The organism is Bradyrhizobium sp. SZCCHNRI3043 (genome assembly GCF_032377735.1).
In the GTDB taxonomy this organism is placed as follows: domain Bacteria; phylum Pseudomonadota; class Alphaproteobacteria; order Rhizobiales; family Xanthobacteraceae; genus Bradyrhizobium.
The window spans coordinates 13,972-27,101 of sequence record NZ_JAUHID010000010.1 but is presented as its reverse complement, the minus strand read 5'-3'; the positions used below and the strand labels follow the sequence as shown (position 1 = coordinate 27,101).

The window sequence follows — 13,130 nt, the reverse complement described above, 5'->3', positions numbered from 1 at the left end:
GTTGGGGGCAGCCTCACGCCGCGTGCGCGGCGCGCTTGATCGCGGCGGCGGCGATCTTCAGGTCTTCGACGAAGCGCTCATACTCCCGCGCCTTGGCGTCGGCATCCGGCAGCCGCAGCAGGTAGGACGGGTGCACCGTCACCATCGCCTTGGGGCCGTCTGCGAGGTCGACGACATGGCCGCGGCTCTTGTTGACCGGCGTGATCTTGCCGAGCACGGACTGCGCCGCGGTGGCGCCCAGCGCCACGACCAGGGCCGGACGCACGGTGGCGAGCTCGCGCTCGTACCATTGCCGGCAGGCCTTGATCTCCGGCGTGTTCGGCTTCTGGTGCAGCCGGATCTTGCCGCGGGGCACGAACTTGAAGTGCTTCACCGCATTGGTGACGTAGACCTTGCTGCGGTCGATGCCGGCCTCGGCCAGCGCGCGGTCGAGCATCTGGCCGGCGGGACCGACGAAGGGATGGCCGGTGAGGTCCTCCTTGTCGCCGGGCTGCTCGCCGACCAGCATCAGCGGCGCATGCGCGGGGCCTTCGCCGAACACGGTTTGCGTGGCGTCCTTCCACAGCGGGCAGGCGCGGCAGCCGGCGGCTTCTTCACGCAAGGTCTCGAGATCGGTGGACTCGACATCACGTGAGGTCTCAGCAGCATGCGCGTGTGTGGTTGGCTTGCGGGTCATCTCGCTCTCCTCGACGCGTTTCTGCGGCTTGTGCGGTGAGGTGCCGGGCTCGGCGATCATCTCCGTGGTGCGCCGGGAGGCGGCCGCGATCAGCGGCTGGATGAGCTTCGCCTCGGGCAGGTTCTGCCAGTATTTCTTCGGCATCTCCTTTTCCATCGCCTTCACTTTCAGCCGTGCCGGATTGAAAATGCTGGCGTAATAGCGCAGCCACACCTCCTCGAGCCGGTCTTCGGATGGCGCGTCAGCCTTGCTCACACCGGGCGTGAAGCTGACGCGGCTGCCGTCCCAATGCGCACAGAGTTCGGGCGTCAGGATCGACCACGGCATGTCGGCGAAGCGGCGGGCGAAGAACGGCGCGGCGCGTTCGACGATGTGGTGCTCCGGCTCGAACCAGGCGACGTAGCGCGTCTCGCGCTCGCGGCCGACCTCGCGGAAGCGGACGAAGGCATGCATCTTGTGGACGTCGCGGCGCACCGCTCGCGCCAGCGCGTTGGCCTGCGCGACGTCGGGATCGGTCGCGATCTCCATCAGGTCGTGATTGGTCCTGAGACGCCACAGCAGCCGATAGAGCAGGGTGAAGCGGTTGGGGTCACTGTGCAGGATCGCGCTCTCCGCGAGCTCCATGAAGCTCGCCGGCACCGAGAACGCGCCCTCCGGCACCTCCGGCAGCGTCGTCTCGGCTTCATCGTCGAACAGATCGGCCTCCGCGCCCTTGACGCGCCAGCTCACCTCGGCCGGCTTGACGTCGTTCATCGCCAGCGCCCGCGCTGCCCGGCGCCAGCCGTCGAAATCAGTGTCGTTGTCGAGGGTTACGACGTGCATTTCTCTCCTCACGTCATTGCGAGCGAAGCGACGCAATCCAGACTTCTCGTGCGGCCCTGGATCGCTTCGCTGCGCTCGCGATGACGGCTTCCGTTAGAATCCAAATCCCAGCTGCTGCGGTTTCGGCCGCAGCCGGGCCGCCAGCGCGGCGCCGTCGAGCAGGGACGGCTGTGGCCGGTGGTCGGAGAGAACGATGAACGGCAGCGCCTTGTTCCTGATGACGTTGAGCTGGGCCAGATCCGCAAAGCGGATCGTGGTGGTGCGGCGGGTCGCGAGGATGCGCTCCACCGTGCGGGTGCCGAAGCCGGGCACGCGCAACAGCTCCTCGCGGCTTGCTGTGTTGATGTCGAGCGGGAAGCGGTCGCGGTGGCGCAGCGCCCAGGCGAGCTTGGGGTCGATGTCGAGCGGCAGCATGCCTTCGCCTTCCTCGACGATTTCATCGGCGTCGAAGCCGTAGAACCGCATCAGCCAGTCGGCCTGGTACAGCCGGTGCTCGCGCACCAAGGGCGGCGCCTGCAGCGGCAGCGCGCGGCTTGCATCGGGGATCGGGCTGAAGGCGGAGTAATAGACGCGCTTGAGCTTGTAGGCGCCGTAGAGATTGGCCGAGGTCGACAGGATGACGCGGTCGTTGGCGTCGTCGGCGCCGACGATCATCTGCGTGCTCTGGCCTGCAGGGGCAAAGCGCGGCGGCCGCGCCTTCCGCACCGTCTTCTTGGCTTCCACCGTCTCGTCGAGCTTGAGCCGGAGACGGCCCATGGTGCGGCGGATGGCGCGCTGGTCCTTCTCCGGCGCCAGCCTGGTGAGGCTCGCCTCCAGCGGCGTCTCGATGTTGATGCTGAGCCGGTCGGCATAGCGGCCGGCCTCGGCGATCAGCGCCTCGTCAGCCTCCGGAATCGTCTTCAGATGAATGTAGCCGCGGAAGCGATGCTCCTCGCGCAATTTGCGCGCGACCGAGACGACCTGCTCCATGGTGTAGTCCGGGCTGCGGATGATGCCGGACGACAGGAACAGACCCTCGATGTAGTTGCGGCGATAGAAATCGATGGTGAGCTTCACCACCTCGTCGACCGTGAAGCGCGCGCGCGGCACGTTGGAGGAGGCGCGGTTGACGCAATACAGGCAGTCGTAGTTGCAGGCGTTTGTCAGCAGAACCTTGAGCAGCGAGATGCAGCGGCCGTCCGGCGCATAGGAGTGGCAGATGCCCATGCCGGGCGCGGTCGAGCCGAGACCCTTGCCGTCGCGGGAATCCCGCATCTCGGTACCGCTGGAGGCGCAGGAGGCGTCGTACTTGGCGGCATCGGCCAGGATCTCCAGCTTGCGGAGCAGCTCCATACCTTTGAATCCCTTTGATTCCATTCGCTGAATCACATCCGGGGCAATCCCGATTGACTCTCTCGAAGGCGTTAGCTTTATATTAGAACGTATCATGAACAAAGAGGGCCGTCGTGGGTTCAACTGCAACAACGGCAGCGCCCGCACGATGGATGGAAGAGGAGCGGCGACGGATGACCGGCGCACGCATGGATACGCTCGCGCGTCTGCGCGGCCGCATTGCCCGTCTCGAGGCGGGAGATGGCGCACATGACCTGCGCCGGGTCGCGCTCGGCCATGACGAGGCCGACGCCGTGCTGCAGGGCGGCCTGGCCACCGGCGCGCTGCATGAGGTGTTCGCCGAGACCGGCCGTCAGGCGACGGCAGCGACAGGCTTCCTGTGCGGGCTCGCGGCGCGCGTCGCGGCGCGCCGGCCGCTGATCTGGATCCGGCAGGATTTCGCCGAGCGCGAGATGGGCGCGCTGTCGATGAGCGGGCTCGCCGAGCTTGGCCTCGACCCGCGCCGCATCGTGATCGTGCGGGCGCCAGATCTCGATCACGGCTTGCGCACCGCGGCCGACGCGCTCGCCTGCGATGCGCTGGGCGGGGTGATGCTGGAGGTGTGGGGCGAGACGCAAAAGCTCGATCTCGTCGCCAGCCGCAAGCTGACCCTGGCGGCACAGGAGTCCGGCGTGACCGCGCTCGTGTTGCGCATTGCAGCCACACCCGAACCTTCGACCGCCGAGACGCGCTGGATCGTCCGCACCGCGCCGTCGCTACCCTCGGCGCCCTGGATGGCCTGGGGCGCGCCGCGTCTCGACGCCGAGCTCATTCGCAACCGTCACGGCCAGACCGGACGATGGATCATGGAGTGGAGCCCCGATGCGTGCCGTTTCAGCGAACCGGCGGCGGATCCTCAGCCTGTGGCTGCCGCGCCTGCCCATCGATCGGATCAAGCGAAACTGCTCCGCCGATCGGCGTGACGACCTGCCGCAGGTCGTCGTCATCAAGGACGCCAATGCGCTCTTGATCCATGCGCTGGACGAGGCGGCGGCGTGCCATGGCGTCAGCCTCGGCCAGCCGCTGGCGAACGCCCGCGCGGTCTGTCCCGACCTCGTCGTCCACGAGGCCGACCTCGCGGCTGACGCCAAGATGCTCGAAGGCATCGCCGACTGGTGCGACCGCTTCACGCCGCTGGTCGCGCTGGATCCGCCGCATGGGCTTTCGCTCGACATCACCGGCTGCGTGCATCTGTTCGGCGGCGAAGCCAAACTGATGCGGTCGCTCTGCGATGCGCTGACCGCGCACGGTCTCACCGTGTCGGCAGCGATCGCCTCCAACGCCGTGTGTGCGCGCACGCTGAACCGGCAGGTGCATGGCCGCATCGTGCCTGACGGCGAGGAGGCGGCCGCGGTGGCGCCGCTGCCGGTGGCAGCCCTTGGCGGCAGCGAGGCGATCACGCTCGGCCTGCGCCGCGCCGGCTTGAAGACGATCGGCGACGTCGCGTCGCGCGGCCGCAACGAGATCACGGCGCGGTTCGGTGTCGCCTTCACCCGCGTGCTGGCCCAGGCGCTGGGCGAGGCCGATGCGCCGATCAGCCCGCGCAAAGTCCCGCCGGACTACATCGTCGACAAGCGCTTCGCCGAGCCGGTCGCGACCGATACGGTGATCGCGGCCAGTCTCTCCAGTCTCGCCGCGATGCTGGTGGCGGCGATGGCACAGCAGGGCAAGGGCGCGCGGCGGCTCGAGGCCTGCTTCTTCCGCACCGACGGCCTGGTGCGCGTCATCGCGGTCGACACCGGCCAGCCGGTCACCGAGGCCGCAATCATCGACCGTCTGTTCCGCGAGCGGCTCGACGCCCTGAATGATCCGCTCGATCCCGGCTTCGGCTTCGACATGATCCGGCTGTCGGCGAGTCGCAGCGAGATCGTGGTGCAGCAGCAGCGCGATCTCGACGTCCATGTCCACGACAATGACGAGCTGTCGGCGCTGATCGACCGCATCGCCGCGCGCATCGGCGGCAAGCGTGTGGTCGTGCATCTGCCGGTCGACACCCACATCCCGGAGCGGGCAGCGCTGCCGTTACGGGCGCAGCAGCATCTCGCCGTCGCCACGGTGGCCGATTGGCCGGAGCGCAGCGAAGGCGAGCCGCCGCTGCGCCCGTTGCGGCTGTTCGCGCAGCCGGAGGCGATCCAAGTGATCGCCGGGGTGCCGGACGGCCCGCCCGCGCGCTTCGTCTGGCGCCGTGCCGCGCATGCGGTGGTGCGCGCCGAAGGCCCGGAGCGCATCGCCATGGAATGGTGGCGGCCGGGCGGGCAGGGGCTGACGCGCGACTATTTCCGCGTCGAGGACGAGCACGGCCTGCGCTTCTGGCTCTACCGCGACGGGTTGTATGACCGCGAGCTCGATCAGCAGGAGGGCCTGCCCGTACAGCCCGCCTGGTACATGCACGGTCTGTTCGCATGAGGGTGGGGGAGATGGCACACATCCCGCGGCGACCCCGCTGCTCACCCTCCCCTGGAGGGGGAGGGTCGGCTCGCATGCGTGCATGCGAGCCGGGGTGGGGTGACAGACCATCCGCGTTTGCGCTGCCCGTTGTCCTCGAGGCCAACTTACCGGCAGCTGAGAAGAGCTGGCGCAATGACAACCGGTTGCTGGGCTCACCCCACCCCGCCGCGCGCTCTGCGCGTGTCGACCCTCCCCCTCCAGGGGAGGGTGGGCAGCTGTGCAAGCCGGTGCGTTGGGGCAAATCACCTGCAGGAGGCGGGCAACGCGCTGTCACGGAAACAGCCTGCGCGGTCGCGCCATGATCCCCGTCCCCTATGCCGAGATCGGCATCACCACCAATTTCTCCTTCCTGCAGGGTGGCTCGCATCCGCAGGACTACGTGCACCAGGCCGCCGCGTACGGCCTCGAAGCCATCGGCATCGCCGATCACAACACGTTGGCCGGCATCGTGCGCGCCTATAGCGAGCTCGGCAATGACCGGCTGAAGGACAAGCCGAAGCTCCTGTACGGTGCACGTCTCGTCTTCACCTGCGGCACGCCGGATATCCTCGTCTATCCGCGCGACCGTGCGGCTTACGGCCGGCTGTGCCAGCTGCTCACCCGCGGCAAGCGCGGCAGCGATCTCGACAAGGTCGCCAAGGGCGACTGCCGCCTGACCTTCGAGGATCTGTTTGATTTCATCGAGGGGCAGCTCCTGGTGCTGATGCCGCCGCATCGCTTCGACGAGGCTGTCATCAGCGAAGTCCTGACGCGGCTGAAGGACAGCCGCGCCGAAGGCGTGTGGCTCGCCGGCAGCCTGCTCTATCGTGGCGACGACCGCCGCCGGCTGGCGCGGCTGGCGCGTCTCGCCGCATCGGTCAAGGTGCCGCTGATCGCCACCAATGACGTGCTGTATCATCATCCCCAGCAGCGGATGCTGCAGGACGTGCTGACCTGCATCCGCGAGAAAGCCTCGATCGAGGCCATCGGCCGAAGGCTCCAAGTCAATGCCGAGCGCCACCTCAAGCCGGGACACGAGATGGCGCGGCTGTTCCGCGATCATCCCGGTGCGATTGCCGAGACCATCCGCTTCACCGACCGCATCGTCTTCTCGCTCGACCAGCTCAAATACCAGTACCCCGACGAGCCGGTGCCGCCGGGCAAGACCGCGCAGGGGCATCTGCAGGACCTGACTTGGGCCGGCGCCAAAACCTATTTCGGTGATGATCTCGACGACCGCCTGCGCGCAGTCCTCGACAAGGAGCTGGCGCTGATCGCCGAGCTCAACTACGCGCATTATTTCCTCACGGTTCACGACATCGTCCGCTACGCCCGCAGCCAGGGCATCCTGTGTCAGGGCCGCGGCTCAGCGGCGAACTCGGCCGTGTGCTACGTGCTCGGCATCACCTCGGTCGATCCGACCAAGATCGATCTGCTGTTCGAGCGCTTCATCTCCAAGGAGCGGCTGGAGCCGCCCGACATCGACGTCGATTTCGAGCATTCGCGGCGCGAGGAGGTGATGCAATATGTCTATCGCCGCTACGGCCGGCACCGCGCGGCGATCATCGCCACCGTCATCCATTATCGCCCGCGCAGCGCCATCCGCGACGTCGGCAAGGCGCTGGGGCTGACCGAGGACGTCACGTCGGTGCTCGCCGACACCGTGTGGGGCAGCTGGGGCGACGGCCTCTCCGACATGCAGGTGCGCCAGGCCGGGCTCGATCCAACCAATCCGATGATCCGCCGCGCCGTGGAGCTGGCATCGGAGCTGATCACCTTTCCGCGGCACCTGTCACAGCATGTCGGCGGCTACGTGCTGACCCAGGACCGGCTCGACAGCTACGTGCCGATCGGCAATGCCGCGATGGACGACCGCACCTTCATCGAATGGGACAAGGACGACGTCGACGCGTTGTCCATGATGAAGGTCGACGTGCTGGCGCTGGGCATGCTGACCTGCATCCGCAAATGCTTCGACCTGATCGCCGATCACAAGGGCCAGCGATACGTGCTTTCCGATATCCGGTCGGAGGACGACAACGAAGTCTACCAAATGCTGCAGCGGGGCGAGTCGCTCGGCGTGTTCCAGGTCGAGAGCCGGGCGCAGATGAACATGCTGCCGCGGCTGAAGCCGCGCACCTTCTACGACCTCGTCATCGAGGTCGCGATCGTCCGGCCCGGACCAATCCAGGGCGACATGGTGCATCCGTATCTGCGGCGCCGGAACGGTCTCGAAAAGGTCAGCTATCCATCGCCGGCAAACGGCCCGAAAGACGAGCTTTACAAGGTGCTGCACAAGACGCTCGGCGTGCCGCTGTTCCAGGAGCAGGCGATGCGGATCGCGATCGAGGCCGCAAAGTTCTCGTCGGAGGAAGCCAACGGCCTGCGCCGCGCGATGGCGACGTTCCGCAACGTCGGCACCATCGGCTCCTATGAGGAGAAGATGGTCGGCAACATGATCGCGCGCGGCTACGATCCGGCCTTTGCCAAGAACTGCTTCGACCAGATCAAGGGTTTTGGCTCCTACGGCTTTCCGGAAAGCCATGCCGCGAGCTTCGCCCAGCTCGTCTATGTCTCGTCCTGGCTGAAATGCTTCCATCCCGACGCGTTCTGCTGCGCATTGCTCAACTCGCAGCCGATGGGCTTCTACGCGCCGGCGCAGATCGTCGGCGACGCCCGCAAGAACGGCGTCGAGATCCGGAACATCGACGTGTCCCACAGCTTCGCCGACAACACGCTGGAGGAAATGGGTAGCAAATACTGCGCCGTCCGCCTCGGCTTCCGCCAGATCGACGGTTTCCGCTGGATCGACCGCGACGAGGAGCGGATCAAGCGATTGTCGGAGGCGATGCGGAGCGAGGCGGAGGCTTGGTCGTCGGTATCATTCCCTCGTGATGTCATTTCTCCGTCGTTCCGGGGCGCGCCAGGGAGGCCGCGCGAAGCGCGACCGGATGGTGCGAACCCGGAACCTCGAGATTCCGGGTTCGGTGCTCAGAGCAAAACAGCTTCGCTGCTTTGCTATGTCGCATCGCCCCGGAATGACGGAGGCGGCATGCCCGGCGCTTCTCTCTTCAATGACCAGACAGGCGACGACGACTGGGCCGACCGCATCATCAAGGCGCGCGCCCGTGGGCCCTTTACCTCGCTGGAAGACTTCGCCCGCGACACCGCTCTGCCCAAGCGCGCGCTGCTGCTGCTGGCCGATGCCGATGCGTTCCGCTCGCTGGGGCTCGACCGTCGTGCCGCGCTCTGGGCCGTGCGCCGGCTGCCCGACGATGTGCCGCTGCCGCTGTTCGAGGCCGCGATCGCCCGCGAGCAGCCGGACGAGGGCGCCAAGCCGCTGCCCGAGATGCCGCTGCCGGAGCACGTGGTCGCGGACTATCAGACCATCCGCCTGTCGTTGAAGGGCCACCCGATGGAGTTCCTGCGCCAGCGCTTCGTTACGGAAGGCGTGCTGGCCTGCCGCGACGTCAACCACGCCAACGACCGCCGTCGCGTCCGTTGCGCCGGCGTGGTGCTGGTGCGGCAGCGGCCGGGCAGCGCCAAGGGCGTCGTGTTCATGACCCTGGAGGACGAGACCGGCATCGCCAACATCGTGGTGTGGCCGAAGGTGATGGAGACCTTCCGCAAGGAGGTGATGGGCGCGCGCCTCGTGCTGGTCGAAGGCCGCATCCAGAGCAGCCCCGAGAAGGTGGTGCATCTCGTCGCCGAGCGCCTGGTCGACCGCAGCGCCGATCTCGCCTTGTTGTCGAACGATCGTCTCGGTGCCGTGCCGCACGGCCCGATGCCGGCCGAGCCGCTCAACGACGACCGCCGCGATCACCTCGACACTCCCTCCCAGCGCGTCAGCCACCCCCGCAACGTCCGCATCCTGCCGCGCTCGCGGGATTTTCATTGAGGTCATTGCTATGCAATACAGCCGCCATGGCCACGTGACACCGGTGCTGCTGCCCTGTTCCGAGGACAGCATCGTTGGATTGGTCCGTCGAACCGGCTGAAGCATTGCGATTCGCAACAACGGTCTCATCCGACTTCAAGCCTATCAATTTCCCGGAGAGCTCCACGGTTCTTCGCGAGGCGCGCTGCGCGCGCTCATCTCAGTTCGTCGGTTGATCCAAATCAATAAACAAAACTTTAAGTTGTTGGAGAGTTCGTTCCAGAACATTCCGGCAAGAAGGCAACCCACCATGACCGAGACCCCCAAACGATCCGCGTCGCCGGTACCTGACCCAGCCGCCCACGAGCGGTACAAATTAGATGAACACGATCAGTTCACGGTCCCGAAGGGTGGGACATACAAGCTCGATCTTGCGAATCGCTGCGTTGTCGCAGCCGCTTCCGGCATCGGTATTGCCCCCTTCGTATTCTCGGGTGCAATGAGCTCCGACGCACTTGCTGCGCCATCCTATATCCCGCGTCGCCTGACCGACGAAATGCTCCAACAGATCCTGTCGCCGGATATTCAGACGAGAGTCTTCAAGAGTTTCGATAACATCGGGACGCTGCACGCCCACGTCCCGAAGATTGCCGAGCTGTCCCGGACTATGAAGAGCTTCGGCGAAGCAGCCCCATACTTCGTGCTTACGGTTGGAGCCAAGGATCACAAGGACGTAGCACTGAAAGCTGATGCCGAGACCGCTCTCCGCGGTCACGGTGTCGACGCCCATATCCACATCGTCTGAACCTGAGGGCTGCACATGACGAGTCGGCCGCCAGCGCAGGAGGATCCGATCGGTTTCGAGGCCATCGCCGAACTCGCGGACGCCCAGGAAAAGCAGGTCGATGCAGCGGGCGTCTCATTGCGGGAAACAGCGAAGTGGATCGTGAGCGGGATCGCCGTCGCGGCAGCTGGTGTCGTGGTCGGAACGTCGCTCTCTTCCTTGGGGGCTTTCGGTTTCGGGGTACGGCTGGTGATTGCCGTTTCCGCCATCGCGGTCGGCTTCATCGGGCTTGGGGTCCTGTTCGGTTTTGCCATCAAGGTCATCGCGCCGCCGAGTCTCACGCTGCAGGACTTCGCCGACAGCAGGGGCATACCGAGCAGCTGGAAGGAGAGGATCGAACTCAGGGCCAGACCTTTTCTGAAAGGTCTGTCGGTAAACAGCCTGGAGGAATTGTGCGAATATTTGCGCGCGCCCCGCAACCGCGACGGTTCCGCACTCTCTCCAATCGATTGGCGTGCGCTGAAAGAATCCCGACGCTTGATCAGCCTGACCGCCAACTCCGAGCTCAGGCGGCTCCTGTTCGACAAACTGGTGCGGATGACCTACGTGATGACGCCACTGATTGCGGTCGCTGTCGTCGTGTTTGCTTGGGCTGCCAATCCGCCCAAGGATGTATTGCGTGCAATGCCGGTACCGGTCGAGCTGGACGCGAACGTCCACCCGGAAGACCTCCCGCAGCTGATCAAGGCCCTGGGAGCTTCGGCATGTGTGGAGGGCAAATTGCACGTGATCGTTCTTGATGAGTGGCGGTCAGGCATCCAAGAGGTCGTGACGGTGCCAAAGCCATCCTGCCCGCCAGTTCGTCTTCTGCTCAACCAGGGACGAATCTCACCTTTGAGCACGCGGCCTTGAGGCCAGCCGCATGAGCTGCACCTGTCGAACATGTTGGGGTCCATGTTCGAGATGGTGGTGGCCTCGTTGCGCGACCATCAAAGATTTTTCTTTCTTTTTTTCAGAAAATGTGTTTCATTGCGGCCATCCCGCTCCATCGAAGAAGGGGCGTTGCGCGCGATCGTCACGACACGCGGGGCGGGGAGCGATGGCTGTGAGATGCCGCAGCGTGGGGCGAGGCCTTGCGCGGACGAACGGCAGGCTTGCGGACGTGAAGGCGTATGGTCCTGGCGCCCCGATGCTGGCGCCAAGTCCGCGGGTGATGATCCCGCCGGCGACGGTGGCTAAAAGCCGGACACCGGGGAGACTACGCAGTAAACGTGAAAACCATCGCGCAGGGAAGGCCGGGCGTTCTCGGCTGCACCTGTGGTACCTGCCGCCTGCATTTTTTCTCGCAGGCGGGCCGCAGGCGTCAGCCGGCGCCTGGCCTTCCCTGCGCCCTCTTCACGAGAGGGTGAAACGATCGGCAAGACTCGGGCGCATCCGCGCCGCGAGACGACGTCTTCATGTGCGTGTCACAGTCAACGGATCGAAGCTGCAACGGATGATCGCACGATGGACCGTCACCCATCGCAGGGCCTTGAAAACCATGACTCGATTTTTGCGGACACGCGCAACGTTGCGAGCCCGTCCGAGCTGGAACGCAAATCCGGAGCATGGGCGTCAGGCTGGAGTAGGCGCGTACCCGCGGAGGTTTGGCCTACAGACTGGCAACACCGTCACGGCGATCCGCCGCGCGCTCGATGCGTCCATGGTGCGTCGCGGTGAAACCGCGATTGCCCGGAACCAGCTGAATGCAGGCTGAACGGCTGTCGTTCAACTTTCAAATTTTTAAAGCAAAACAGAGGCGCGGTGGGCGATTTTTAGGTTGTTTAAAGCTCCAGTTCCGCACTATTAGCGCAACGATGAGACCGCCAGAGCCGGAATCGTCGACCGATAAAGCGAGCCGATCTGACCAGCCATGGCGTCTGACATGAACCCATCTCCGCAGATGCTCAGCACCAAGCGGCTGCTGATCGGCCTTGCTGCCCTGGCGATGGCCGGCGCGGGCGGCTATGGCTACATGCAGGTCCGGTCGGGAACGGCTGCGAAGGACAATATCGAGCTCTCCAGCCAGTCCAAACGCAACGGCACCAGCTTCACGCCATCGGCGGCGGAATGGTCGACGCTGACGATCGAGCCGGTGTGCGAGAAGATATTTCGTGCCGAGCATATTACCGAGGGCAAGGTTGCCGTCGACGAGGATCGTTCGACACCGGTTTTCTCGCCCTATGCCGGCCGTGTCACCAAGCTGCTCGCCCGTCCCGGCGAAACCGTGCGCCAGGGCCAGCCGCTGTTCGTGATCGAGGCCGCCGACACCGTGCAGGCGCAGAACGATTTCATCGCCGCCATCACCGCGATGAACAAGGCGAAGTCTGCCCTCGACCTCGCCGACATCCAGTACAAGCGCGCCAAGGACCTGTTCGAAGGCCGGGCGATCCCGCTGAAGGATTTCCAGCAGGCGGAGGCGACCTCCGTTCAGGCTCAGAATGACATGCGGTCGTCACAAACGGCGCTGGAGGCCGCGCGCAACAAGCTGCGCATCCTCGGCTTCACCGAGGCCGCGATCACCGATTTCCAGAGCAAGGGCGTGATCGATCGCGAGATCACCATCTACTCGCCGATCGCCGGCACGGTCGTGCAGCGCAAGGTCGGCCCTGGACAATATGTCAATTCCGGTGCGAGCGACCCGGTATTCGTGATCGGTGATCTCTCCACCGTCTGGCTGACGGCCTTCGTCCGCGAGAGCGATGCGGCGCTGGTGAACGTCGGCGAGGAGATTCTCGTCAACGTGCTGGCGCTGCCCGGCCGGCCGCTCAAGGCCAGCATCAACTACGTCGCCGCATCGATCGACCCGGCGACACGGCGGCTCCTGGTCCGCGCCACCATCGACAACAAGGATGGCCTGCTGAAGCCGGAGATGTTCGCCAACGTGACGATCTATTCGCCAGGCGAACAGCCCGCGGTCGCGGTGCCGCGGCAGGCGCTGATCTACGAAGGCAATCAGGTCCGCGTCTGGGTCGCCCGCCCCGACAAGTCGATCGAGTTGCGCAAGATCAAGACCGGCTTGATCAATGGCGATCAGGTCGCGGTCGAAAGCAATCTGAGCGCCGGCGAGCAGATCGTCACCAAGGGCAGCCTGTTCATCGATCGCGCAGCCTCGGGCAGCTGACATGCGCTTC

General features: G+C 65.5%; 8 protein-coding genes. 6 read left to right on the top strand and 2 right to left on the bottom strand.

The window, feature by feature from the left end:
• Positions 1-13: 13 nt before the first annotated feature.
• Together QX124_RS20110 and QX124_RS20105 are read right to left on the bottom strand one after the other, a co-directional pair.
• Entirely contained in the window at positions 14-1,498 is a 1,485-nt protein-coding gene (locus QX124_RS20110; RefSeq protein WP_315798069.1) for a UdgX family uracil-DNA binding protein, read from the bottom strand.
• Positions 1,499-1,591: 93 nt separating this feature from the next.
• Positions 1,592-2,830 (bottom strand): putative DNA modification/repair radical SAM protein, encoded by a 1,239-nt coding sequence (locus tag QX124_RS20105; protein ID WP_315798068.1) that lies wholly within the window; start codon positions 2,828-2,830, stop codon positions 1,592-1,594.
• Between the two features lie 173 nt (positions 2,831-3,003).
• On the opposite strand from QX124_RS20105, the gene QX124_RS20100 reads away from it, so the two are divergent.
• From QX124_RS20100 to QX124_RS20075, 6 genes are all read left to right on the top strand, one after another.
• Positions 3,004-3,792, top strand: coding sequence for a DNA repair protein (locus QX124_RS20100; protein ID WP_315798067.1), 789 nt, complete (start codon positions 3,004-3,006; stop codon positions 3,790-3,792).
• Complete coding sequence (locus QX124_RS20095) at positions 3,692-5,275, top strand: DNA polymerase Y family protein (protein WP_315798066.1); 1,584 nt, start codon at positions 3,692-3,694, stop codon at positions 5,273-5,275. The genes QX124_RS20100 and QX124_RS20095 overlap by 101 nt, the downstream gene beginning before the upstream one ends.
• A gap of 340 nt (positions 5,276-5,615) precedes the next feature.
• Positions 5,616-9,194, top strand: coding sequence for an error-prone DNA polymerase (locus QX124_RS20090; RefSeq protein WP_315772541.1), 3,579 nt, complete (start codon positions 5,616-5,618; stop codon positions 9,192-9,194).
• A gap of 289 nt (positions 9,195-9,483) precedes the next feature.
• Positions 9,484-9,978 carry a hypothetical protein gene (locus tag QX124_RS20085; protein ID WP_315772542.1) on the top strand — a complete coding sequence of 165 codons (495 nt, stop codon included), beginning with the start codon at positions 9,484-9,486 and terminating at the stop codon, positions 9,976-9,978.
• 15 nt (positions 9,979-9,993) lie between these two features.
• On the top strand, positions 9,994-10,869 hold the full coding sequence (locus QX124_RS20080) for a hypothetical protein (protein ID WP_315772543.1): 876 nt from the start codon (positions 9,994-9,996) through the stop codon (positions 10,867-10,869).
• Positions 10,870-11,881: 1,012 nt separating this feature from the next.
• Positions 11,882-13,120, top strand: a complete 1,239-nt coding sequence (locus QX124_RS20075; protein WP_409997719.1) for an efflux RND transporter periplasmic adaptor subunit — start codon at positions 11,882-11,884, stop codon at positions 13,118-13,120.
• The last annotated feature ends 10 nt before the right edge of the window (positions 13,121-13,130 follow it).

Bases quoted from the DNA above. Each gene is read 5' to 3' on its own strand.
- QX124_RS20090 (WP_315772541.1), top strand. From the start codon at position 5,616: ATGATCCCCGTCCCCTATGCCGAGATCGGCATCACCACCAATTTCTCC.
- QX124_RS20080 (WP_315772543.1), top strand. From the start codon at position 9,994: ATGACGAGTCGGCCGCCAGCGCAGGAGGATCCGATCGGTTTCGAGGCC.
- QX124_RS20095 (WP_315798066.1), top strand. From the start codon at position 3,692: ATGCGTGCCGTTTCAGCGAACCGGCGGCGGATCCTCAGCCTGTGGCTG.
- QX124_RS20100 (WP_315798067.1), top strand. From the start codon at position 3,004: ATGACCGGCGCACGCATGGATACGCTCGCGCGTCTGCGCGGCCGCATT.
- QX124_RS20110 (WP_315798069.1), bottom strand. From the start codon at position 1,498: ATGCACGTCGTAACCCTCGACAACGACACTGATTTCGACGGCTGGCGC.
- QX124_RS20085 (WP_315772542.1), top strand. From the start codon at position 9,484: ATGACCGAGACCCCCAAACGATCCGCGTCGCCGGTACCTGACCCAGCC.
- QX124_RS20075 (WP_409997719.1), top strand. From the start codon at position 11,882: ATGAACCCATCTCCGCAGATGCTCAGCACCAAGCGGCTGCTGATCGGC.
- QX124_RS20105 (WP_315798068.1), bottom strand. From the start codon at position 2,830: ATGGAGCTGCTCCGCAAGCTGGAGATCCTGGCCGATGCCGCCAAGTAC.